The following is a 23,774-nucleotide window of genomic DNA, read 5'->3' as shown; positions in this document are numbered from 1 at the left end:
ACATGAAGTTTATACTCACACTAACATTCGTAATCCTTTGCAGCAGGCAGATCTATGCCCAGGATCCGCAATATTCGCAAATGTATGCCAATGCATTATACTTATGCCCGGCGTTTGCAGGTGCAGAAGAAAATACACGAGCCATCTTTGCCACGCGCTATCAATGGCCGGGTTTAGATGCATCATTTATTTCAAATACATTTTCGGTAGACCATTATATCGATCGGTATAAAAGCGGAATAGGTTTGATAGCAACATCCGATTTTTCAACCGCTGCACAATTACGTTCAAATGAAATAGGCGGAATTTATGCTTTCCATGCCGAACTCTCAAAAAAAATCGTATTCAGACCGGCACTTCAATTGTCCTATGTAAATAGAAGCCTTAATTTTAACAGTCTAACATTTGGTTCGCAATACACAAACAATGGATACACAGGCGGTCCGAGCAATGAACCGTATAATGCTTCAACAGTTTCTTATCTTGATATTTCTGCCGGTGGAATTTTATATTCAGAAAAATTCTGGATAGGTGCCTCAACACATCACATGAATACTCCCGAACAAAGTTTTATTCATGGCCAAAGTGAATTACCAATGAGAATCTCTTTTTTCGGTGGATACAAATTTTCATTTACTCCGGAATGGAAAAAAAGATATGTGAATCCGGATGAAGAAAAAAGCATTACTCCAACTGCATTTTATAAGATGCAAGGCAAGTCCGACCAACTGGACATCGGGCTCTACGGAAGATATAATATACTTGTAATCGGCATGTGGTATAGAGGCATACCTGTAAAAGTATTTAAACCCGAAAAAATGAACAACGAAGCAATCATTCTTTTAATTGGTTTTATTTATAAAAATGTAACCATGGGATACAGCTACGATTATACTATATCAAAACTTTCAGGCAGATCCGGAGGTGCTCATGAACTTACTTTATCCTATAGCTTTAAAACCAAACAACCTAAACGCATTCAGCGCCGGGTTGTTTGTCCAAAATTTTAATACCAACGATCCTCAAAATGTTCAAATCGTTTGAGCTTAACAACCGGAGAATAATTGTGATCAACCAATCGGTAATGATTTAAATACTGTTCATAGACATCGCAGTTCAATTTAATTTCAGCGTAGTATGCACGTGTATGTGCATCCAACAAATCTGAAAGCTGCTCCTCTTTAATATTACTGTAACAATAGGCCAGATTTAATTTTGCTAATGTCTGCAGGATCTTATCTGAATTATTGGCAGCAGTTTTTTTAATATAGGGCAAAGCTCTGGCAAAATAATAATAGTTTTTTTCAAATTGAGATAATGCTTTTGTTCTATAGCCCAATCCCATTGAACTCCATCCGATATCCGTCATGTACCAGTTTTTCCCATACCAAGTAAGGGACAGATACGCATTTCCTACGTAATAATTTAACAGCGGATCATTCGGCTTAGCGGAAAGATCTTTTTTATAGGCGATAAATTGTTCCAGAAATTGTTTTTTTGTGTAACCGATCTTATCGGTCTTTGCATGATTGTGTCCGTCAAAAATGCTGAAAGTAAAGGGATCATCGAAATAGGAATCTTCCCAATACGACTCCGGAAATGTGTTATAAACGGCAAGTGCCTGTTCTAATTGATCTGCATGAATGTACTTCATTGCGATCAGGTTTTTCATCTTCAAGGTATCGTATGCCTGACGTTCTTCATTGATTTCATCTTCCCACGAATATGTTCTTGTGTTGTTTGTAGCAATAAATGTTTCCAGTGTAGATTTCTTAGGCTTATTGATAATAGCGATCATCTGATATATTTCATCGATTGAAGCATCATCGTGAATATCGTAATAAAGATCGTTTCCGAAATATTCTTTCGGATACCAGCTCTGACTTAATAATAAAAATGCCTTCGCTCTATAAGCAGGAACCTTAAATAATAAACTCGCACAGCTTCGTATCAATTGATTGCGGAAGGCATAATTTGGAGAACGTTTAATCAATTCACACAATTCATTTTCAGTTTCCGCATTTACATTCTTTTCGGAAAGCTTTATTAGAAGTGCAATCGTCCGTGCCTGGAGATTCAATGTTTCATTTCCGGAATATGTTATAGTGTTTAAGATTTCAAATGCTTTTTCAGGTCTGTGTAAAATATAGTTTAAGTAAGAATTTATCAGTGTTACAAACATAACATTGTTTGTACCCTGCAACTGGCTTGTAAACTCTAACAACGTATTCGTATACAGCAGATCTTTTTTATAATTCCGTGCAGCGTGTGATTCCATATCTTCTGTATATCCAACATATGGAGCGAATGACGTAAACTCCGGTGTTAAGATCCAGTCTTCAATTTTATTCACTTCCCTATTCAGTAAAAAATTCAGATAATTATTTTTCGGATTCAAACGATAAATTTCTTTGAGATCAGCCAGACAAGGCCCCATATTGCGCATCGATCTAACAGCTAACAAATATGATTTTTTTACCGGATCTTTTTCAGTTGCAAGAAAACTGTTAAATGTAGGTGAAGCATATAGCAATTCTATATTGCGAGACTGCTTATCGCTACCATACATGATACACTCTAAACGCACTTCATTTTCATTCGGTACAACATACGCCACATAATGCAAGGCTGAATAATACATCCAATCTTTTTTACCTTCTTTAAAATTCAGATCAAAGATATTTTCAACCGTATGAGGAATACTATCCGCATAATAAAAAGAAGCGATCAACAATTGATATGCATAACGTCTTTTCAAAAAAGCATCCTGTGTATTTGCAAGTAAGCTATCTAAAGCTTTTATATCATATACTTTTTCTCTTCCATTATAATATGAACCATATTCATTTCCAAAATCATCCCAGGTCTTTTCAAAGCTACCGCCGGATGTATGCTTTAGTGACAAGACATAATTCAGTGCTTCTTTTTTATTTTTTAAGGAAGAAAGAAAGGTGTTTTTTTCTAATAAGATGCGTTCATTTTTTATAAAATCCTCATCTGATAGAATATATAAATAATCATAAATATCTTTTCGTTTAACATGTTGATTATTGCAATACACAAACCATTGTTCAATATTTTCTTTGTACGACTCATATGTGGGTATATCGTAATCGTATTTATAATAATCTGTCGTGAAAACATATTTCGTAAGTTCATCAAAATGCAGTACGTTATCCATGAAATTGGTAACACGTATTCCATTTGCATAATAATCGCCGCAGGGCTTCAATGGAATCAGCGGCAGCAGTAGAATAATACTACTTAACCAGAATCGAATTGTATAGCGGTGCATGATCTTCTTCAGTTATTTTTTTCAATGTTTCATAATTCAAATCAAATAAAGCAACAGAAAAGGTATCTGTATTTTTAAATTTATCGATCAGACTGTATGCTTCTTTCAATTTTTTATGATTGACCTCTTCAAACTTTAGCTTATATCCTTTCCTTAAATAGTATGCATCAATAACTGTATCTGCTGTTACCTCATACACATGATCCTTTACTAATTTCAAATATTCGATTTTGTCAAAATCTCCGCTGAGTTTAAGAAAGCCCGCAAATTTATCCTCATGATCATAGACCACATTCCATGAAAAAGCCGGCAAGGCAAAATCCATCGGCAACGCATATTTTTTACCGGTAATGTATTTGCTTGCTTCTGCTTTATCAAAGATGCTATTCTCCTGACGGTAAACGGTAGGTGAATTAAAATTATATAACATCAACGTAACACGGTCTGCAGGCGGCACACCTGTTTTTTCAGGATACTTATATTGATACAATCGTAGCGTAACCGAAAGTTTTGTTGAATCCAGGTGCTGTTTCATTTTTTCCAGAAAGAAAAAATAATTGTCTTTGCTTGCTGCACTCCAGTCGCAATCGACCTGGCAGATCTTTGTATGTTTGTCAAAATTTTTAATACGTGCTGCAATTTTTTGAGCCATGTATTCCAATTCAGGCTTTGTGCTTTTCAGCATCACAGAGTTTTCCATAAAAATACATGGAACAATATTTATGAATGTTTGCAATACACGATCCCCCGGCAGCTGATTGATGTCGTGCGGATACGCATGATCCGTTTCATCCCAGCTTACATCCGCCAGTTTGCAATACACCTGTTGAATATTATTTACTTTAATAAAATTTAATTCTTCATCGGAAAAATAATTATATCCCGATCGCTCATTCCATACATAAATCGCATTGGTGATCTGACTTGGTTTCTCTTTTGTTTTGCATGCAAAGAGTATAGATGCGAATAAACACACCAACAATAATGGTTTGTAAGGGAAAATAATAAAATGCTTCATTTGGGTAGTTCTAAAAAACACCGGGGATTTGTATCAACAATCTAAGGTATTTTTTTATCTGAAATCAATTTCTTTCGAAAAAAATTATTTCAAAAAACAGATTCTCAAAACATACAAAAAAATCCTCCCAACAAACGAAAGACCTACTCATTAAATTTTCCGAAAAATAAATTATAGGCCGGCATCGATTACAGTGGTATATGAAGCTTGCACCGTAAATTGTCCTTTTATAAAACGTTGTCTGCAATTATTATTATTTCCATTTTCACAAACCACATTTATCTGAAATGTATATGTACCCGGGTTAATATTCGATTTATTAAATTGAATGGTATTGACCGGAAGTGTATAATCTCCTAGTCCATCAATATGGATCGTATACTTTTCATAATTTGACCAATACGTATCTGAACGAATGTTTACCTTTAAAGCACCCTGACTATTGCTGGTACCCGGCCCACCCTGTACGGAACTATAAACCAATCCTTTTGGATTTGCTTCATATGAATCATTCTTTCCAATACAATTAAATAAGCATAGTATAATGGATAAGAATAACACCATTGAAATCTTAACATGATTTGCTTTCATATAAATAAGACAAATTTATTCAGTTCTACCACTATACGTAATATACAAAAAAGCCTTCCGTTAATAACGGAAGGCTTTTTATATTTAGAGATCTTGAATCAACTATGTTTGCAGGATTTATTATTTATTTAACCAATGCACTCGGGATCTGTTCGAATTTGATCTTTGGAGCATCGCCGTTTTTGAATGACTGACGCGGCTTAAGGTTCAACACCTGGAACATTTCTTTATCTGCATTTACTTCCGGATTCGGAGTAGTAAGCAATTTGTCACCTGCGAAGATTGAGTTAGCGCCTGCTAAGAAACACAATGCCTGCTCTTCTGTATTCATGCGCACGCGACCTGCAGACAAACGGACCATTGCTTTCGGCATGATGATACGAGCTGTTGCGATCATACGCACCATTTCCCAAACAGAAACACGTGGTTGATCTTCTAACGGCGTACCTTCAACCGGTACCAATGCATTTACCGGAACAGATTCCGGATGCTCAGCCATGTTTACCAAAGTATGTAACATACCTACTCGATCGCCATGGCTTTCGCCCATACCGATGATACCGCCTGAACATACAGAGATTTTTGCATTACGCACGTTATCCAATGTCTCTAAACGATCGTCGTATGTTCTTGTCGTAATTACTTTATCGTAATGTTCTTCGCTTGTATCCAGATTGTGGTTGTATGCATACAAACCGGCATCTTTTAATTTTGTTGCCTGTTCAGGTGTTAACATACCAAGTGTACAGCAAACTTCCATACCCATTGTACTTACACCTTTCACCATATCAATTACTTTATCGAAGTCTTTGTTGTCTCTCACTTCTCTCCAGGCAGCACCCATACAAAAACGTGTACTTCCGGATTCTTTTGCTTCCAAAGCAGAGTTCAACACTTCTTTTACATCCATCAACTTCTCTACTTTCACACCTGTGTGATAGCGGGCAGCCTGCGGACAATAAGAACAATCTTCAGGACATCCGCCCGTTTTGATAGACAACAACGTACAAACCTGTACTTCCTGTGGATCATGAAATTCACGATGCACTGTAGCACCACGATACATTAAATCCAATATAGGGCTGTTGTAGATTGCTGAAATCTCTTCTTTTGTCCAGTTATTGCGAATTTCTGTCATTTCTTTTCTAAGTAGCTAATCAACAAATATACGAATTATTGAGTTTTGTATACGTACTCTCATGCCTTACGTTCTCTGCCAAAAGCTAAGTAATTCAGCATGAAGATATAATATTTTAACTTTTCGTTATTTTATCTCTATAAAATATGGAATCCTTGCCTGAACACCCTGATATTTAGGCAAGGATTGCAGTGTTTTAAAGTGCTCATAATAGGCACCGAAGGTCTTCATTTTGGCTTCTTCTTCACCGGATAAGGAATTAAAAAACTCGATCCAGATCTGATTTTTCTTTTCAGGGTAATAAACCAATTTATAGGATTCACCTAACTTTGCTGCATTTGCAGCCAAAGCAACTGCTTTGTTCATGCCTCCAAAAACGTCAATCAATTTATTGTTTATCGCATCTTTACCTGCCCATACTCTACCCGAAGCATTTTCTTCAATATGCTCTACGGTAGTACGTCTGCCTTCTGCAGCTTTGCGCACAAAAGTTGAATAGATGGAGTTCACTTCATTTTGAATGATCATACGCTCAGCATCTGTAACCGGCCTTGTTAACGAACCGATATCGGAATACAAACCTGTTTTTTCAGAGTCGGTATTGATACCTAATTTATTATTCAACAGATCTTCTGAGTTCATCAATAGTCCAAATACACCAATAGAACCTGTAATAGTAGCCGGTGATGCAACAATGGTATCACACGCCATCGCAATATAGTATCCGCCTGAAGCAGCTACATTCGCCATAGATGCTATTACAGGTTTTACTTTACGTGTTAACACAATTTCTCTCCAGATCACATCCGAAGCCAGAGCACTACCTCCCGGAGAATTGATGCGCAATACAATTGCCTTCACATTTTTATCTTCTCTTAATTTGCGAAGATCCGCACAGATCGTTTCTGAACCGATCGTTTCACCATCGCCTCTGCCCGACTGTATCTCACCATTCGCAAACAATACAGCAATATGCGGTTCTGTTGAAAGCTTTTTTTTATCTCCGGTTAATTGATTGATCTTTTTATACGAAACAAAATTAATTTCCTTATCGACTTCCATATTTAATTTTACTCTCAATGAAGTTAATAATTCATCGTAATAGGCAACATGTGAAACCAATCCGAAACGCTTGGCATCAGCAGCATTGCGAACCAGCATCGAATCTGAAATGACCTTTAGTGTTTCTACCTGAATGTTTCTGCTTGCAGCAATGTCTTCCAGCATTACACTGTACAGAGAGTTGATATATAAACGAACCTGCTCACGATCTTCATCGCTCATATGATCATTCACAAGCGGCTCTATTGCACTCTTGTATTTTCCTACACGGAACACTTCCGTTTTAACACCGATCTTGCTAAGCAGATTTTTAAAGTACAGCATGTTTACGCCAATACCATTAAATTCAAGCATTCCTGATTCAGGCAAATAAATTTCATCTGCTACAGATGCTAAATAGTATGCCGCTTCGCTATACATTTCACCATAGGCTATAACAAACTTTCCGGATTTTTTGAAGTCATTCAATTCGTCGCGCAATTCTTTCCAGGTTGCAATGCCGGCATTGGCAAATTTTATTTCGATTAAAATCCCTTTGATTTTTTCATTGCCCGCTGCTTCTTTGATTGCTTGTTTCAATTCCAACAAACCAATTTGAGAAGACGCTCCACGCGGATCCAGCAAGCCATCAAATAATTTATCCGATTCGCGTTCAACGATCTGATTGTCTAATGTGATCTTTAAAACAGACGACTCTTTCAAAGCTACAGCTCCTTCATCTTTTCCGGAAGAGAATATTGCAAGAAGAATAACAATACCTATTACTGTCAATAAAATAAAGCCTACAATAACGGCCAAAACATTTTTCAGAAAATTCATATGGGTAATGATTAGTTGATCAAATATACAAAACTAGCGGGTAGTTAAATAGTTATTATGATTAGTTTAATTGTTTGTTTTAATGTAGTCGGTTGAAGGGCGATTATATTGCGTGGCCCTTCTATAAATAGTTTTTCTTGCTTATCCTCATCAACCTTTCTTTTTTATTCTTCTGTTCTTTTGCCCCCGCTAAGGCGGGACAGGCTTTGATGCAAAAGAACCAAAAAAATCAAGGCTGATTTCAAATAAGCTAAAATTTTGGTTCATTCCGCGAACGCTACAAAATCGTCCTGGGAAAAGGACTAGTTGTAGCGTTCAAAAAGCTCCATGAACCAAAATTTCTTAACGCAATTTGAAATGAGGCCGTTGAAAATTGTTACATATTCAGACAATCAAAATAATTCACATGATCATTTAATCATATAAATCAGGTTAATCAGTGGTTCAGACATTTTCCGTATATTTGAACATTCATGAAGCAAGTAACATCACACACCGTAGTTATTTTATTAGGAAGCAATCTTGGCTCTCGTCAGGAATTTATGCAGCAAGCCGCACAAGAATTATCTATTCAAGTCGGCGCTATTATAAAGTCTTCTTCGTATTACGAAACGAAAGCCTGGGGAAATGAAACACAGCCGGATTTTCTGAATCAGGTGCTGGTTTGCGAAACAGCGCAGAAGCCAATTGATGTATTGAATACGTGTTTGTCGATTGAAAAAAACTTAGGTCGTGACCGCAAAGAAAAATGGGGCAGCCGCACGATTGATATTGATATTCTGTATTTCGGAAACGAGATCATGGCAACGCCTGAATTAAAAATTCCGCATCCATTTTTACATGACCGTAGATTTACCTTAGTGCCCTTAGTTGAAGTGCTTCCGGATTTTGTACATCCCATTTTCAACTTTTCATCGAAGCAGTTGTTGGAACGTTGCACAGATGAACTCCAAGTAACCTTACTAAATTCCAAATAACAAAAAACAAATTCCAAACAGAGAGAACTATTACCTCCGTTTGGAATTTGATATTTGTATTTTGGATTTTTAGATTTCTTAAATCGATGCTACCTCTGTACCCGCTTCAATCTTTTTCACAAGACCTTGTAATACTTTACCCGGACCACATTCTACAAAATTTGTAGCTCCGTCTTTTACCATATTCTGTACAGACTGTGTCCAGCGCACAGGTGCAGTTAATTGAGCGATCAGGTTCAATTTAATTGCTTCAACATCTGTTGATGGTTTAGCATTTACGTTTTGATAAACCGCACACGTTGGTTTGCTGAATAAGGTGTTTTTAATTGCTTCTTCTAATTCAATACGTGCAGGTTCCATCAATGGAGAGTGGAATGCACCGCCTACAGGCAATACCAATGCACGTTTCGCACCAGCAGCTTTCATTAGTTCGCAAGCTTTTTCAATTCCTTTTACACTGCCAGAAATAACCAATTGTCCAGGACAGTTATAGTTTGCTGCAACAACAACTTCGTCTGTAATAGAAGCGCAGATCTCTTCTACTTTTTCATCTGCCAATGCCAATACTGCAGCCATTGTACCCGGTACAAGTTCACATGCTTTCTGCATTGCTGTGGCACGTTGTGAAACAAGTTTCAATCCATCTGCAAAAGATAAGGTACCATTTGCAACCAATGCTGAAAACTCACCCAAAGAGTGCCCTGCAACCATTTCCGGTGCGAAGGTTTCGCTGATCTTTGCAAGAATTACAGAATGAATAAATATAGCAGGCTGTGTTACATTCGTTTGTTTCAATTCTTCATCAGTACCTGTAAACATTACTTTCGTAATATCAAATCCAAGGATATCGTTTGCTTGAAGAAATAATTCTTTTGCTTTCGCAGAATTTTCAAAAAGGTCTTTACCCATTCCTGAAAATTGAGACCCCTGACCAGGGAAAACGTATGCTTTCATAGTATTTTCTTAATGTTTAACGAAGTATAAGGGAACAAAACTATTCCTTTAATCCTGAAAATCCAAGTAAACTAGTTACTAGGTGCTAGTTTCTAGTTACTAGACGAAAGAAGAAGTATAGAGTACTAAGTACAGAGTACAAAGACGACGCAATATCAACGTATCGTTCTATAAATTAAAATTTTATATAAAAACAGCACAGCCTCTTCTAAGAAGCTGTGCTGTTTTTATTTTCTCTACTTAATACTATGTACTCTGTACTTAATACTTTTCTCGTCTAGTAACTTGTATCTCGTAACTGGGAACTACAAAAATCGTTCTCTCATTTCCGGCGTCGGTATACGGCAGGCTTCCAGTTGTCCGAACCACTTGTATCTGTTTTTTGCTATGAGATTGTATACCATATCCCGAATAAAACCGGGCACAATGATAAACACATAACACAGCGACCACAAGCCATTTAGCTGCTTTGCAATTTCCAATGCGGCTCTTGAACGTTTGTATATTTTATTATTCTGAATAAGAATGATGGTATCGATTTTTATCGTGTCTTCACCAAATTTATTTAATACTGTCTTTGCCAATTCAGATTGAAGTGGTGCGAAGACAAATTTTTTCTTTGGATCGCGGTCAATAATGAAGTTCACAGAGTTGTTACAGAAATGACATACGCCATCAAACAACACCAGTGATTGACCGGGTTTTATTTCGTTGTTAAGATCTGCAGCCATCCTTTGATATTTTTTACTTCATCTTTTTGATTCACACGTCCGCAAAAATGTACCTCAGCTAAGAAATAATATACGCCATCAGATAGTTCTCCTTTTTCAACTTTACCATCCCAGTTAACATTCGGATCGGTATCTTTATAATACACCAGTGAACCCCAGCGGTTGTATACATAATAACGTACAAAGCACGCCCCTCTTGGAACAGGGAAAGGCTTCACAAGATCATTTTGTCCGTCGTTATTTACGGTCAGTAAATTCGGAAGTTCATAATAAATACAATCATCCACACAGATCTTCGTACTACGCGCACCTTCCACACCGGCAAGATTGGTTGCCGATACCTGATAACAGCCTGCAGTTGTCTGATGATTGATGTATGTATACGTAGTGTCTGTCGTAGTAAATATTTTATTCAGCTGATCGGTATTGTGTGTAGCAAAATACACGTTGTAATGATCGATCGTATTACATTTTTCATCCACTAAATCTGTCCAGTTCAATACGTTCTGGAATATCGTTAAATCACCATCACATCCACGCACGCTAAGTGCAGGTGCTACAGGAGGATTGTCATTCATCGGCCGCACCGAGTCAATTGCTGAAGTTTGCGTAGCTATTTGCAACAGTTCTTTATCACAGTAACGTCCGTACTGTTTGATGTAATAATAAACGGTATCGCAATTTGCAACCGTATTGTCTTTGTATGAAACTGCGGTAGGAGCCAACTTTACAAGCTTACTGAATGTTCCTGTAGAATTTATTTTTCGATATACTTCTACTGAATCTGTGATCCATGGAGTCTTGTATGTCCAGGAAAGATTTGCAGATGCATTGCCAGCAACCGTAGTTAAATCAAACACCGGAACTACGGTAGAATACAAACCATTATTCACTAATTTAATGCGGTAACTGTAAATGGTATTTTTAGTATCCAGATTGATGTCTGTATAAAATGTATCGGTAACAGCTGTTGCTACAGTTGTATACAAAGCAGGCGCAAGCCCTACTCCTCTTTCTACATCATACGTATACGGACCAGCTATAAAACTTGCTGAAGGTTTGTACCAACTCAAAAATACCTTGCCTGTAGTTGTGGATGTTTCTGTAACATCAACAGATGAAAATACCGCCACATCTCTATTCAATTGAACACATACCTGTGCCGACGGATAGCTTTCGCCGTAACCCGGAGCAGGATAGGTTGCTACCAAAATATAGCAATAGGTTTTTCCTTTATTCAAGCCTATACCATTATTGTTGTCTAAAAACGTAGTAGCCGTTGCAGCTACCGTACCTACTAAGGTATAGCCCGGCAACACACCGGTTTTACATGGATCCAGATTAGGTGCAACTGAATCGCAATCTCTTCTGTATATTTTGATAAATTCTGCTTTGGCACTGCAGGTATATAAAGGCCAATTCAGTGTAACCGAATTCAAACCCGGTGTAGCTGTGATCCCTTTTATTCTTGGGCCTTTCACGGAGATCAGCCATGTTTGAATATCAACCAATAAGGGAACCTGGTTTTGATCGGTCGCTTTAAATACGGCTTGATACGGTTGATTTCTTACGTGTGTACAGTTTGTCTGCCAATTGAAATTTCCTGAAGGTGTTTTTGTTGATTGTCCTGTATATGTTATGGTAGCAGGGCTTGAAGGCACCTGATAGGGTTGTCCGTATGATTCCAAGCGCACTACATCCCCATCCGGGTCGCTCGCCTTAATCGTTGCGTGCAATAAACTTCCCGCTTCAATACACGTATCTTTAGGCATAGCCAGTACAGGAGGATTGTTTATTGTTTCTTTTATTTCAACCTGCATGTCGCGCACAATATACCCGATGGGCCTACCGTAACGCCACTCCGTTATTTTGATTACAATGTTGTAATACCAGGGAGCAGTCTGATATTTATTTGGCGTATTCCAAACAATATCTCCGGTTACAGGATCAAGCGTTAAAAAAGCTGGGCCGCCCAATGTACTAGTTCCGCCAAAGATTGGTGAACTAGGTAAGTTGTAACCAACAATCGGTTGATTCACTCCGCTCTGTGCGGCAATCAATTCGTATGAAAGACTATCGCCATCCGGATCATAGGCACCGGGGTTGTGTGTAAATATTTTGCCTACCGCACCAAAATCGATTGGTGGTACAGTCATAACCGGGCTGCTGTTCAAGCCATACAAGGGACTGATCTTCAATTCCATTTCCACATAAAATGCTTTATCCGAAGAGCCTGGAATGTTCCAGATATTTGCATTGCGGTTTACTTCACGCATACCAATCAGATAGGTACTTGATCCGTTATAGGTATGATTTACACGGAAAATATTTTTAGAAGTATTATTTCCTACATCTATAGGTGGATCACGTGTTACTGTCTGCTGTGTTCCATCTCCGAAGTCAATACTAACATCATCACCTCCCGGAGAACCTGCCGCAGGACTCAAAGAATTATAATACAGTGTAAGGATAATTTCATACTGCAGAGCAGTATTTGAAATCCTTCTTGCAGAGAATTCCCCTGCTTTTATGTGCGTCGCATAACTGGTTTGACTAAAAAAAAGAGCAAGTATAACTACGTACGTAAATTTTCTTATTTTATTGAAAATATCCATGCTGTGATAAAACAATGAGAGACAGTTTGTTGTTATAAGTATAACGATAAAGACTTAATTTAGAATATATACAAATAATAATTTAGGTTGCATCATTTCAAGTCTGAAGTTAACTTTGGCAAGATAATAAAAAACATTTATCGAACAGGTAAAAATAAAAGGATAAAAAATGAGTTGGTTTACACAGACAATTTTCTCTACAAGTGTTGGTAGAAAGGTAATTATGGCCCTTACAGGGTTATTTTTATGTACATTCTTAGCAGTGCATTTAGCAGGTAACTTCCAGTTGCTGCACAATGATGGCGGAAAAGCATTCAATCTGTATACAGTATTTATGACTTCAAATCCGTTGATCAAAACAATTTCTTATGTAAACTTTGCCTTCATCCTTGGGCACGTAGTATGGGGTGCATACATCACATACAAAAACAGACAAGCTCGCCCTACAGGCTATGCCTACAATGATCCGGGTAAAACAAGTTCTTTCTCTTCGCGCTGGATGGGTGTTTTAGGTACTATGATTTTGATCTTCTTAATCATACACTTAAAAGATTTCAAGATGGCTTATTTGGGAATTACACACAAATTGGATCTTGTTACTTATACATTAGACAACGGAGATCAGGTAGAAGTTAAAAACATGTACGATGAAGTAATTGAAGAATTTCACGAGCCGGTAGTAGTTGGTATCTATGTTCTTTCAATGATCGCATTAGGTTTCCACTTGTATCATGGCTTCCAGAGCGCATTCCAGACATTGGGCTTAAGACATCCTAAATATACTCCGGTAATCAAATCTGCAGGTTTTATTTTCTGGGGCCTTATTCCTCTTGGCTTTGCCATCATTCCTCTTATCATCTTCTTTTGTAGAAATTAATAAACCTTCTGTTATAGCATTATGATTTTAGATTCGAAAATACCAGACGGACCGTTAGCTGAAAAGTGGACCAAACACAAGTTCAATCTTAAGTTGGTAAACCCGGCGAATAAAAGAAAGTACAACATCATTGTAGTGGGTACAGGTCTTGCAGGTGCTTCTGCAGCTGCTTCATTAGCTGAGTTGGGTTACAATGTTCAGGCATTCTGTTTTCAGGATAGCCCGCGTCGTGCGCACTCTATTGCAGCACAAGGCGGTATCAATGCAGCAAAAAATTATCCGAATGATGGTGACTCTGTTTACCGTCTGTTCTACGATACAGTAAAAGGTGGTGACTACCGTGCACGTGAAGGAAACGTTCACCGTTTAGCGGAAGTTTCTGTAAATATTATTGACCAATGCGTAGCGCAAGGTGTTCCTTTCGCACGTGAATATGGTGGCTTATTAGATAACCGTTCATTCGGTGGTTCTCAGGTATCGCGTACGTTCTACGCACGTGGCCAGACAGGACAGCAATTATTATTAGGCGCATATAGTGCATTGAGCCGTCAGATCCATGCAGGTAAAGTAAAAATGCACACGCGTGAAGAAATGCTTGACCTTGTAATGATCGATGGACAAGCAAAAGGTATTGTAACACGTAACCTTGAAACAGGTGCAATCGATACACATGCTGCACATGCTGTACTTCTTTGTACAGGTGGTTACGGTAACGTATTCTTCTTATCTACAAACGCTCAAGGTTCGAATGTAACAGCAGCATGGAGAGCACACAAACATGGTGCTTTGTTTGCTAACCCATGTTTCACACAGATCCACCCTACGTGTATTCCGGTTTCAGGTGATCATCAGTCTAAACTGACCTTGATGTCAGAATCTCTTCGTAACGATGGTCGTGTTTGGGTTCCAAAAGCAAAAGGCGACAAGCGTAAAGCAAGTGAGATCCCTGAAGATGAAAGAGACTACTTCTTAGAAAGAAAATATCCTTCATTCGGTAACTTGGTTCCTCGTGACGTGGCATCACGTAACGCAAAAGAACAATGCGATTTAGGTAAAGGTGTTGGTACAAGCGGCTTAGCTGTTTACCTTGACTTTGCTGAATCGATCAGCCGTTTGGGTGAAGATACTGTACGTGCAAGATATGGTAACCTGTTTGACATGTATGCACAGATCACGGGGGAGAATCCATACAAAGAGCCAATGCGCATATACCCTGCTGTTCACTATACAATGGGCGGACTTTGGGTTGATTACAATTTGATGACTACGATTCCTGGTTTATATGCATTGGGTGAAGCTAACTTCTCTGATCACGGTGCAAACCGTTTGGGAGCGTCTGCATTGATGCAAGGTCTGGCAGATGGTTACTTCGTAGTACCATACACTGTTGGTGATTACTTAGCGACAATCGGACCAAAAGCAATCGATGCCAAACACCCTGCATTTGCTGAAGCAAAAGCGAAGGTTGAAGCACAGACGAAAAAACTATTAGCAATAAAAGGAACGAAAACGGTTGCTGAATACCACCGTGAACTGGGTCACATCATGTGGGAATACTGTGGTATGGCCCGTAACGATGCAGGCTTGAGAAAAGCACAGGTATTGATTCAGGAATTGCGTGCAGACTTCTGGAAGAACGTAAACGTTACAGGTACAAACGAAGAGTTGAATCAACAACTTGAACGTGCAGGACGTGTAGCTGACTTCTTAGAACTTGGTGAGTTGATGGTTGTAGATGCCTTGAATCGTTCTGAATCTTGCGGCGGTCACTTCCGTGAAGAATCTCAAACGGAAGAAGGTGAAGCGTTGCGTAACGATAACGATTTCTGCTATGTAGCAGCGTGGGAATACACAGGCGATAATCAGCCGGAAGTATTACACAAAGAAGTATTGAAATTTGAAAGTGTTAAATTAACTCAAAGAAGTTATAAGTAATATGTCAGGTCACATGAATTTAACGTTAAAGGTTTGGCGTCAGAAAGATGCTAAAGCTGCTGGAAAACTAGAAACATACGAAGCAAAAGATGTTTCTCCGGATATGTCTTTTCTAGAGATGATTGATGTTGTGAATGAGAGCCTGATTAAAAAAGGTGTTGAACCAATCGCTTTTGATCACGATTGCCGCGAAGGTATCTGTGGTGCATGCAGTATGTACATCAACGGACATGCGCACGGACCGAAACAAGGCATCACAACGTGTCAGTTGCACATGCGTAGCTTCAAGGATGGCGAAACAATTACGATCGAACCATGGAGAGCGAAAGCCTTCCCTATCATAAAAGATTTAGTTGTTGACCGTTCTGCATTTGATCGTATCATACAGGCAGGTGGTTATGTTTCTGTAAACACTGGTGTGACGATTGATGCAAATGCGATCGCAATTCCAAAAGAGCATGCAGATAATGCAATGGATGCTGCAACATGTATTGGTTGCGGTGCCTGTGTAGCTGCTTGTAAAAATGCTTCTGCAACATTATTCTTATCGGCTAAAGTTTCTCAGTTGGCATTGTTACCACAAGGTCATCCGGAAAGAGCTGCTCGTGTTGAAGCAATGATCGACCAGATGGAATTAGAAGGTTTTGGTAACTGTACAAACACGGAAGCATGTTCTGCTGAATGTCCGAAAGAAATCGGTCAGGAACACATCGCCCGTATGAACAGAGAGTTCTACGCTGCGAAGTTGTCTTCTTCAAAAACAAAATAAGTTTCCTTTATTGGAATTTAAAATACGAAAGTCTCCCCCGATAGCTATCGAGGGAGACTTTTTTTATTGTCTGAACTGAAAATAATAGTGATCTTAATTATATGAAAGCATTTGTGCACCAAGCCTATCACATCGAAAATATGCCTTACACCGCTCTAAACGCATAAAAGTTACTTATTGGTTTAAATAGGTTACATTTAGCAAAAACGAACATGAACAAAGGCGGTCCAATAATTATAATTGAAGATGATTTAGATGATCAGGAAATATTGACGGAAGTATTTAATGAAATCAATTGTAAAAATAAAATTTTATTTTTTGCAGACGGAGAGCTTGCCTTAGACTATTTAACAACTACAGAAATTGAACCGTTTATAATCTTTTCAGATATAAACATGCCAAAACTAAACGGCATGCAATTGCGTGAAAAAATTCATGAAAATGAAGATTTAAGATTAAAATCAATTCCATATTTATTTTTTTCTACTAGTGCAGAACAACAACATGTTATTGATGCATATTCCAAATCCATCCAAGGCTTTTTTGTAAAACCTTCAAGCTATGGCGAATTAAAAGAAACCATTAAAACAATTGTTAGTTATTGGGAAGCTTGTGTATCGCCAAACTATGTTAAATAAACAACATGTACGAATATTCAATAGTATGAACAAAGAATTTTACTTCTTCAAATAATACAAGTAGTTCCTCCCCTTAGAATTTATTGATGTAAAAAAGCTTCGGATAAATCCGGAGCTTTTTTGTGTAAAAGCATGTTGAACCTCATTTTCAATTTTTTTTTAGTATTATTTTTATAAAATAATTACTATCATTATATCATTATGCCAACAACTCTTACTCCAAATGAACAGATCGTAATCGACTATCTTAAAATGGTTGAGCAACGTACATCTGCAGAAGAATTAAATACATTTTATCATGAGGATGTTCAGCAAATCGAGTATCCGAATGCCATTGTAAAAAATACTGCAATCAGAAGTTTACAGGATTTAAAAGATGCTTCAGAAAGAGGAAAGAAAATCCTGATAAAAGAAGTATATGAAGTGCAGCATATCTATTCAAGCGACGACAATGTAATACTGGAAGCGATCTGGAAAGGCACATTATCCATTCCTTTAGGAAATATTCCGGCTGGTGGTGAAATGACTGCTTATTTTGCTCAGTTCTTTCAATTCAAAGATGGGAAAATATACAGACAGAGAAATTACGATTGTTTTGAACCGTTTAATTGATTCAGATCACTGACTTCCTATTGATTCCCTACAGTCAAAATATTCAGCAATTAAATTCCAATCAGCATGCACAAACTCAAACTATTTAATTTCATACTATTTTCATTATTTTTTGTTTCAGCAACGCATGTTGATATTGAACTTGAAACAAAATCATTATTAAATGATCGCATTGAACTTAAGATTCCAAAGGATTTTAAAGTCATGTCTGCAGAGCGTATCGCAATAAAATATCCCAAAGAAAATCCACCTTCCTTAGTATACACAGATGAAAGCGGAGGAACCAATATTGCGATGAACCTGACATCCAGTAAGGCAAGCCAGGATGTCCTTCCTTCTTATAAAGACTATCTTGTAAAAACATTATCGAAAATGTCTCCATCTTTAAAATGGAAAAGCAATGGAGTAACTGAAATCAATGGAAGGCAAGTTTGTTATTTGGAATTCATAACACCCGGTATTGATACAGAAATTTACAATCTTATGTTCTTGACAGACGTAGATGGAAAATTGTTAATTTGCACATTTAACTGTACCAAAAGCGATATGAAAGAATGGGTTCCTACGGCGAAAGAAATTATGAATTCATTGAAAGTAAAATGAAATTATGAAGTTGAATATATTTCCTTACCTTCTACTCTCTTTGATAATAGCAAGTTGCCAGAAAGATAATGGTGTAGACCGAATCGAAACAGTAACATTCAGCAGCTGTGCTATAAAATATTCTGTATATAAGAATGGTGGGCTTTTTTTATACGAAGGCCATTCCATACCCAATGAAATGGAATATGAATCTGCTAAGCGTAAATTAGCGATTTGCTTGTGTGAAGAATACCTGTCACATCCAAGCGATTCAGTAAAATCAATGATTCTTGACATCTATCATTCCGAAGAACAGTATTTCCATATTGATACTTCGCTCAGCATTGAATTTGATTCTATAGTATCAAATAGAAACATCATCTTTAATCCGGAAATAATTATTGATTGAATGTTCGATGGTGTCAATCTTAGCGAAATAGTGACTGATATCTATCATTACATAGTACGCCACGACGAATAGATTAATTTTCATCGCAACCTATTTCTTTACAACACAAATAACCCTAAGCTAAAAACATGAAATTCAAAAGAGAAATCGTTACACCTTATCTGGTATGTATCTTCCTTGTCGTTGCGCTATCCGGCATCTTTATGTTTTTCCATCTGGCAGATGATTATACAAACACCGTACATGAATTCCTTGGATTAGGATTTGCTCTTTTCGCCATCCTACACATCATAAACAATTGGAAAAGCATTATCAACTATTCAAATAATAGTTTGCTTGTTTACCCAAGCATTGCAATTCTGTTTATTTCGATCGCATTAATTATTTTCGGAAAATTAGAAGGAAACATGGAAAATGAACTATTGGAAAAATTGATCAAATCTCCCGTTAACGTTTCATTCAAAGTAATACAGATTGATTATAACGAAGCCATAACAATATTGAACCAAAATCACATTCAGGTAAAAGATTCTCTACAATCGATAGAAGAAATCAGCGTTGCAAATCAAACATCTCCAGAAGAGATCATAGAATTGATCAATAAATAACAGATAATTTTTATTCTAATGAAAAATATAGAAACAACACTAATAACTATATTTCTATTCATTTGGGCATATAGCGGTTATTGCACTATTCAAGCAGATTCTATACCTTCTTATTATTCATCGGATAAGAAGTATTTTTCGTTCACTGCATCCACGTATACCTATTTACCTAATTCGACAAAGGATCATGTTTTTATTTATAAAATATTTAAAGGCGATTCATTGATCGATCACTATTGGATTACAAACAACCATATTATAAAACTTAAAGAAGGCAACTCTGATTTTTTAAGCAGTCTTATTACAAAGGATACCGTAACGCTTGATCAGATTCTCAGCAAATATAGACTTACCGAAAAATCTTATTCAGCACGATTTGATGCTTTTTTTCAAATTGAATTTAAAAACACAAAACAAAAAACAGGTCGCGTCTATGGCTGTGGGCAAGACAGAAAAGGACATAAAGCAATATTCAACATATTCACTTTACACATCAAACGAAACGATAAAATATTGTATTCGAAAAAAATTAAAATGGGAGCTCCAAAAATCTCTGAATTCGAAAACAATATCAAGAGTATGACCGTTTTTTATTCTAAGGATCAAACCGCATTTATTGCTTATGGAGAATACTCCTATTGCTATAATGCATATATTTTTTGGATCGATGATCAGATCGTATTTTGCAATAACCTGAAATAATATCCGCTGGTTTTAACTTTTAAATTATAACATAAACATTATAAAACACATTTCATGAAATCTACCTTAGACAAAACAACACGAGAAGAACTAATAACCAGAATTCAATTACTTACTGAAAATAGTTCTGCTCAGTGGGGTAAAATGAATGTGTATCAGATGTTGAAACATTGCATTCAATGGGAAGAAATGTTTCTGGAGAAAAAACAATACAAACAATCTTTTATTGGTCGCTTTTTTGGAAAATTTGCACTGAAGGACATGTTAAAAGATGCACCTATAAAACCCAATTTGCCAACGGTTCCATCCTTTAAAACTACCGGAACCGGAGATGTTGCTGCGGCAAAAACAGAATGGATCAGCCTCCTTGAAGAATATACATTGAAGCAACACGCTGGGTTTGTTCACCCTTTCTTCGGTAGAATTACTGCAGAACAAGCCGGGATCATGGATTATAAACATATAGACCATCATTTAAAACAATTCAATTGCTAGCTGTCGTACAATATGAATCCTGAAATTTTCAAACAAATATCAATAAGAGGGCGATTCGCTTTCGGGCTAAAATCTTTAGAAAATATTGTTCAATATCACAATATTCAAAATTCCTTGCTCGACTCAATCATTGAGGATTTTTGGAGATTTACAAACGTAGATAAACCAGGTGCTCTAGAAGACTTCTTTATAACGAGAAATCCATTTTGCATTTTATCTGACTACCCAACAGTAAGTGTTAATCCTGAAAAAATGTATGAATTCGGATACGACAATATTTCTTTAAGCCAAATGAAAGATTTTTTTGAACTCTATTCAGCTTTGACGAAAGATATAACTGACATTCTTGCGAATTTATCTATAATTGCTAACTCAAATATTTCTGCTGGATGCGGAGAATATAGCATCTTAACGTATGAACCAACAGTAAAAATAATTCAAATAATGAACGTATACCCTTTAGATACAATTCCCAAACCGGAAGATTTTTTATTTTCCAATTTTGAACAAAACCATGGATGGGGCAACAAATTCCCAAGGATATAACAAAGAACACATTGTTACCAATGCAGTTCAGCATGCAAGAATACTAAACGCTAGCGCTAGTATTAATTGTTTCGCAGCATACACCGGAATTCCTTTTCATTACACGTCATTATTGTGTATTTTTGTAGACGCAAATAAAAAGACGCATTGAAATACACCATTCCCACAACCAGCTTACCTGTACAGGAAATTGTTACACAGGTTACCGATCACTTTAAAAATAACATCACTCTCATTGTAAAGGCTCCGCCGGGTGCAGGAAAAAGTACCTTACTGCCTTTAACTTTTTTAAATGAACAGTGGCTCACTGACAAAAAAATCATTGTGTTAGAACCACGACGGCTGGCAGCAAAGACAATTGCAACCCGTATGAGTCATTTGCTGGGCGAGCAAGTTGGAGAAACCATTGGTTACCGTATTCGCTTCGAAACCAAGGTGAGTGATAAAACACGCATTGAAGTAGTTACAGAAGGTATTCTTACCCGTATGCTGCAAACGGATAATGAATTAAAGGACGTTGCTTTGGTAATCTTTGATGAGTTCCATGAACGCAGCATACACGCTGACGTTGCACTTGCTTTGTGTAGAGAAGCACAACTTACCAAACGTAACGATTTGCGTTTGTTGATTATGTCTGCAACGATGGATCTACCGGAGCTATCTGCAAAACTAGCCTGCAAAATCATTGAAAGCGAAGGCCGTCAATATCCGGTAGCCATTCATTACATGGGCGCAACAGACATGCACCTGCTGCCCGAACTTACTGCACGTGTGGTAAAAAAAGCAAGCAAAGACAATAAAGGAGATATTTTAGTATTCTTACCCGGACAAGCAGAAATCAATGGCTGTAAAGAATTGCTTGAAGGAAAACTAAAGGATACAGTTATACATACACTTTACGGACAGCTTCCTTTTGCACAGCAACAAGCAGCACTCCTACCTGATCAAGACGGCAAACGAAAAATAGTATTGGCTACATCCATTGCTGAAACCAGTTTAACCATTGAAGGTGTTACAACGGTTGTGGATTCGGGCTTTGGCAAACGATCTATGTTTGACCCTGAATCCGGATTATCCCGATTAGAAACCATAAACATTTCTATCGACGCTGCAGATCAGCGTGCAGGACGCGCAGGACGTTTGTCTGCCGGTACCTGTTACCGCATGTGGTCTGAAGCACAACACGCAACGTTACAGAAACATCATCAACCTGAAATTGAAACTACTGATTTATCGCCTTTAGTATTGGAAATGGCTATCTGGGGTATCAGCAATGTATTTAATATGGTTTGGCTTACACCGCCACCAAAATCGCATGTAAAGCAAGCGAGAGAAACCTTGCATTACATCAATGCATTGGATCGTAATAAAGTTACTGCACACGGAAAAAAGATTCATCAGTTACCATGCAATCCACGGATCGCACACATGTTATTGATGGCGGAAGAATTGGAACAGGAAGCCCTGGCAACCGATCTTGCCGCAACTCTCGAAGAAAAAGACCCACTTAATGCAAAAGAAGCCGGCATCGATATTAATGAGCGTATCAAGGCTCTGCGTAGGTTCAGACGCAACGATGGTAAAGGAAGAACTTTCGGTCTGATTGAACGTGTTGCAAAATCGTATCGGGAATTGATGGAGATCGAAGTCGAAAACGAAACGTTCGACCCCTACATGTCTGGCTTATTATTAGCCTATGCCTATCCGGAACGCGTTGCTTTTGCACGCCCTGGCAATAAGGCTCAATTTCAATTAGCGAATGGAACGTATGCAGAGTTCAGTCACAAAGATTCGTTGTCGCGAGAATCGTGGTTATCGGTCGGCCGTATTGATGCACGCGAAGGAACCGGAAAAATATTCAGTGCCTTACCCTTAAATCCAAAAGATTTAAAAGGCATGGTAAAAACAGTTCTATCGGTGCAGTGGGATTTAATTACAAACGATTTGATTGTACATACGGAATTACGTATCGGCCATATTGTATTGAAGTCGTCTCCTATGGATGAACCTAGCGATGAGGAACGAGCACGTGCTTTGTGTAACATCGTAAAAAAAGAAGGACAACATTTATTGAATTTCACTCCGGAATTTGAGCAATGGCAAGCATCTATGTTTGAGGCACAGCAACAAAATCCATTAGCTAAATTCCCTGACGTAGATACGGATTCGTTATTACTTTCATGCGAAGAATGGCTTACGCCTTTTGCAGATGAGATCGAAGAAAAAGACGATCTGAAAAAATTGGATCTGCTGGAAATTATTTCTGCGCGGATTCCGAAAGAATTGTTGAAGTTGGTGAAGGAAGCTGTCTGAGATTTGGATTTATTGGATTAAAAGGATTATTGGATTGTACACAGCTTTTCATAACGTCGTCGAGGTTTTAAATCCCGACGACTTTTTA

Annotated in this window: 22 protein-coding genes; 14 read left to right on the top strand and 8 right to left on the bottom strand. The window is 37.6% G+C overall.

The window, feature by feature from the left end; genetic code table 11:
* Positions 1–2 precede the first annotated feature (2 nt).
* Complete coding sequence (locus tag A3EE_RS0111565) at positions 3–1,010, top strand: PorP/SprF family type IX secretion system membrane protein (RefSeq protein ID WP_157446993.1); 1,008 nt, start codon at positions 3–5, stop codon at positions 1,008–1,010.
* On the opposite strand, the gene A3EE_RS0111560 is transcribed toward A3EE_RS0111565, so the two are convergent.
* From A3EE_RS0111560 to sppA, 5 genes are all read right to left on the bottom strand, one after another.
* On the bottom strand, positions 1,007–3,295 hold the full coding sequence (locus A3EE_RS0111560; protein ID WP_018343607.1) for a hypothetical protein: 2,289 nt from the start codon (positions 3,293–3,295) through the stop codon (positions 1,007–1,009). The two genes, A3EE_RS0111565 and A3EE_RS0111560, sit on opposite strands and share 4 nt — an antisense overlap.
* Positions 3,261–4,313: a hypothetical protein gene (locus tag A3EE_RS0111555; protein WP_018343606.1), complete on the bottom strand. Its 1,053-nt coding sequence runs from the start codon at positions 4,311–4,313 to the stop codon at positions 3,261–3,263. Before A3EE_RS0111555 ends, A3EE_RS0111560 begins: the two co-directional genes overlap by 35 nt.
* A 171-nt stretch (positions 4,314–4,484) precedes the next feature.
* Positions 4,485–4,904, bottom strand: a complete 420-nt coding sequence (locus A3EE_RS0111550; RefSeq protein ID WP_018343605.1) for a hypothetical protein — start codon at positions 4,902–4,904, stop codon at positions 4,485–4,487.
* 124 nt (positions 4,905–5,028) lie between these two features.
* On the bottom strand, positions 5,029–6,042 hold the full coding sequence (bioB, locus tag A3EE_RS0111545; protein WP_018343604.1) for a biotin synthase BioB: 1,014 nt from the start codon (positions 6,040–6,042) through the stop codon (positions 5,029–5,031).
* A gap of 126 nt (positions 6,043–6,168) precedes the next feature.
* Complete coding sequence (gene sppA / locus A3EE_RS0111540) at positions 6,169–7,923, bottom strand: signal peptide peptidase SppA (RefSeq protein WP_018343603.1); 1,755 nt, start codon at positions 7,921–7,923, stop codon at positions 6,169–6,171.
* A 473-nt stretch (positions 7,924–8,396) separates the two neighbouring features.
* Between sppA and folK the strand changes: the two genes are divergently transcribed.
* The gene (folK, locus tag A3EE_RS0111535; RefSeq protein WP_018343602.1) at positions 8,397–8,900 is read left to right on the top strand and encodes a 2-amino-4-hydroxy-6-hydroxymethyldihydropteridine diphosphokinase; all 504 of its coding nucleotides are present in this window, start codon (positions 8,397–8,399) and stop codon (positions 8,898–8,900) included.
* A gap of 78 nt (positions 8,901–8,978) precedes the next feature.
* On the opposite strand, the gene fabD is transcribed toward folK, so the two are convergent.
* The 3 genes from fabD to A3EE_RS0111520 form a co-directional block, all read right to left on the bottom strand.
* A complete protein-coding gene (fabD, locus tag A3EE_RS0111530) occupies positions 8,979–9,854 on the bottom strand; it encodes an ACP S-malonyltransferase (protein WP_018343601.1) in 876 nt (291 codons plus the stop codon).
* 305 nt (positions 9,855–10,159) lie between these two features.
* Positions 10,160–10,585: a thiol-disulfide oxidoreductase DCC family protein gene (locus A3EE_RS0111525; RefSeq protein WP_018343600.1), complete on the bottom strand. Its 426-nt coding sequence runs from the start codon at positions 10,583–10,585 to the stop codon at positions 10,160–10,162.
* On the bottom strand, positions 10,558–13,200 hold the full coding sequence (locus A3EE_RS0111520; RefSeq protein WP_018343599.1) for a T9SS type B sorting domain-containing protein: 2,643 nt from the start codon (positions 13,198–13,200) through the stop codon (positions 10,558–10,560). The genes A3EE_RS0111525 and A3EE_RS0111520 overlap by 28 nt, the downstream gene beginning before the upstream one ends.
* Positions 13,201–13,369: 169 nt before the next feature.
* On the opposite strand from A3EE_RS0111520, the gene A3EE_RS0111515 reads away from it, so the two are divergent.
* The 12 genes from A3EE_RS0111515 to hrpB all read left to right on the top strand — a co-directional run bounded on the left by A3EE_RS0111515 (position 13,370) and on the right by hrpB (position 23,686).
* Positions 13,370–14,077: a succinate dehydrogenase cytochrome b subunit gene (locus A3EE_RS0111515; protein ID WP_018343598.1), complete on the top strand. Its 708-nt coding sequence runs from the start codon at positions 13,370–13,372 to the stop codon at positions 14,075–14,077.
* Between the two features lie 21 nt (positions 14,078–14,098).
* Positions 14,099–16,012 carry a fumarate reductase/succinate dehydrogenase flavoprotein subunit gene (locus tag A3EE_RS0111510; RefSeq protein ID WP_018343597.1) on the top strand — a complete coding sequence of 638 codons (1,914 nt, stop codon included), beginning with the start codon at positions 14,099–14,101 and terminating at the stop codon, positions 16,010–16,012.
* A 13-nt stretch (positions 16,013–16,025) separates the two neighbouring features.
* Positions 16,026–16,781 (top strand): succinate dehydrogenase/fumarate reductase iron-sulfur subunit, encoded by a 756-nt coding sequence (locus tag A3EE_RS0111505; protein ID WP_211208933.1) that lies wholly within the window; start codon positions 16,026–16,028, stop codon positions 16,779–16,781.
* 212 nt (positions 16,782–16,993) lie between these two features.
* Positions 16,994–17,419: a response regulator gene (locus tag A3EE_RS0111500; RefSeq protein WP_018343595.1), complete on the top strand. Its 426-nt coding sequence runs from the start codon at positions 16,994–16,996 to the stop codon at positions 17,417–17,419.
* 201 nt (positions 17,420–17,620) lie between these two features.
* Positions 17,621–18,031, top strand: a complete 411-nt coding sequence (locus tag A3EE_RS0111495) for a nuclear transport factor 2 family protein (protein WP_018343594.1) — start codon at positions 17,621–17,623, stop codon at positions 18,029–18,031.
* A gap of 66 nt (positions 18,032–18,097) precedes the next feature.
* Complete coding sequence (locus A3EE_RS20425; protein ID WP_018343593.1) at positions 18,098–18,634, top strand: DcrB/PsbP domain-containing protein; 537 nt, start codon at positions 18,098–18,100, stop codon at positions 18,632–18,634.
* A gap of 40 nt (positions 18,635–18,674) precedes the next feature.
* Complete coding sequence (locus A3EE_RS0111485; RefSeq protein WP_157446992.1) at positions 18,675–19,022, top strand: hypothetical protein; 348 nt, start codon at positions 18,675–18,677, stop codon at positions 19,020–19,022.
* A gap of 128 nt (positions 19,023–19,150) precedes the next feature.
* On the top strand, positions 19,151–19,630 hold the full coding sequence (locus A3EE_RS0111480) for a DUF4405 domain-containing protein (RefSeq protein ID WP_018343591.1): 480 nt from the start codon (positions 19,151–19,153) through the stop codon (positions 19,628–19,630).
* Between the two features lie 18 nt (positions 19,631–19,648).
* Positions 19,649–20,332, top strand: a complete 684-nt coding sequence (locus A3EE_RS0111475; protein WP_018343590.1) for a hypothetical protein — start codon at positions 19,649–19,651, stop codon at positions 20,330–20,332.
* 54 nt (positions 20,333–20,386) lie between these two features.
* The gene (locus tag A3EE_RS0111470; RefSeq protein WP_018343589.1) at positions 20,387–20,827 is read left to right on the top strand and encodes a DUF1569 domain-containing protein; all 441 of its coding nucleotides are present in this window, start codon (positions 20,387–20,389) and stop codon (positions 20,825–20,827) included.
* A 12-nt stretch (positions 20,828–20,839) separates the two neighbouring features.
* Positions 20,840–21,373 (top strand): hypothetical protein, encoded by a 534-nt coding sequence (locus A3EE_RS0111465; RefSeq protein ID WP_018343588.1) that lies wholly within the window; start codon positions 20,840–20,842, stop codon positions 21,371–21,373.
* 147 nt (positions 21,374–21,520) lie between these two features.
* Entirely contained in the window at positions 21,521–23,686 is a 2,166-nt protein-coding gene (gene hrpB, locus A3EE_RS0111460) for an ATP-dependent helicase HrpB (protein WP_018343587.1), read from the top strand.
* Positions 23,687–23,774: the final 88 nt, after the last annotated feature.

This window comes from Cytophaga aurantiaca DSM 3654, assembly GCF_000379725.1.
Classification (GTDB): Bacteria; Bacteroidota; Bacteroidia; order Cytophagales; family Cytophagaceae; genus Cytophaga; species Cytophaga aurantiaca.
This window is presented reverse-complemented; position numbering and strand designations above follow the sequence as displayed.

Bases quoted from the DNA above. Each gene is read 5' to 3' on its own strand.
- A3EE_RS0111475 (WP_018343590.1), top strand. From the start codon at position 19,649: ATGAAAAATATAGAAACAACACTAATAACTATATTTCTATTCATTTGG.
- A3EE_RS0111470 (WP_018343589.1), top strand. From the start codon at position 20,387: ATGAAATCTACCTTAGACAAAACAACACGAGAAGAACTAATAACCAGA.
- A3EE_RS0111465 (WP_018343588.1), top strand. From the start codon at position 20,840: ATGAATCCTGAAATTTTCAAACAAATATCAATAAGAGGGCGATTCGCT.
- A3EE_RS0111560 (WP_018343607.1), bottom strand. From the start codon at position 3,295: ATGCACCGCTATACAATTCGATTCTGGTTAAGTAGTATTATTCTACTG.
- bioB (WP_018343604.1), bottom strand. From the start codon at position 6,042: ATGACAGAAATTCGCAATAACTGGACAAAAGAAGAGATTTCAGCAATC.
- A3EE_RS0111495 (WP_018343594.1), top strand. From the start codon at position 17,621: ATGCCAACAACTCTTACTCCAAATGAACAGATCGTAATCGACTATCTT.
- A3EE_RS0111550 (WP_018343605.1), bottom strand. From the start codon at position 4,904: ATGAAAGCAAATCATGTTAAGATTTCAATGGTGTTATTCTTATCCATT.
- A3EE_RS0111555 (WP_018343606.1), bottom strand. From the start codon at position 4,313: ATGAAGCATTTTATTATTTTCCCTTACAAACCATTATTGTTGGTGTGT.
- sppA (WP_018343603.1), bottom strand. From the start codon at position 7,923: ATGAATTTTCTGAAAAATGTTTTGGCCGTTATTGTAGGCTTTATTTTA.
- A3EE_RS0111520 (WP_018343599.1), bottom strand. From the start codon at position 13,200: ATGGATATTTTCAATAAAATAAGAAAATTTACGTACGTAGTTATACTT.
- A3EE_RS0111500 (WP_018343595.1), top strand. From the start codon at position 16,994: ATGAACAAAGGCGGTCCAATAATTATAATTGAAGATGATTTAGATGAT.
- A3EE_RS0111505 (WP_211208933.1), top strand. From the start codon at position 16,026: ATGAATTTAACGTTAAAGGTTTGGCGTCAGAAAGATGCTAAAGCTGCT.
- A3EE_RS0111515 (WP_018343598.1), top strand. From the start codon at position 13,370: ATGAGTTGGTTTACACAGACAATTTTCTCTACAAGTGTTGGTAGAAAG.
- A3EE_RS20425 (WP_018343593.1), top strand. From the start codon at position 18,098: ATGCACAAACTCAAACTATTTAATTTCATACTATTTTCATTATTTTTT.
- folK (WP_018343602.1), top strand. From the start codon at position 8,397: ATGAAGCAAGTAACATCACACACCGTAGTTATTTTATTAGGAAGCAAT.
- A3EE_RS0111510 (WP_018343597.1), top strand. From the start codon at position 14,099: ATGATTTTAGATTCGAAAATACCAGACGGACCGTTAGCTGAAAAGTGG.
- A3EE_RS0111565 (WP_157446993.1), top strand. From the start codon at position 3: ATGAAGTTTATACTCACACTAACATTCGTAATCCTTTGCAGCAGGCAG.
- fabD (WP_018343601.1), bottom strand. From the start codon at position 9,854: ATGAAAGCATACGTTTTCCCTGGTCAGGGGTCTCAATTTTCAGGAATG.
- A3EE_RS0111525 (WP_018343600.1), bottom strand. From the start codon at position 10,585: ATGGCTGCAGATCTTAACAACGAAATAAAACCCGGTCAATCACTGGTG.
- A3EE_RS0111480 (WP_018343591.1), top strand. From the start codon at position 19,151: ATGAAATTCAAAAGAGAAATCGTTACACCTTATCTGGTATGTATCTTC.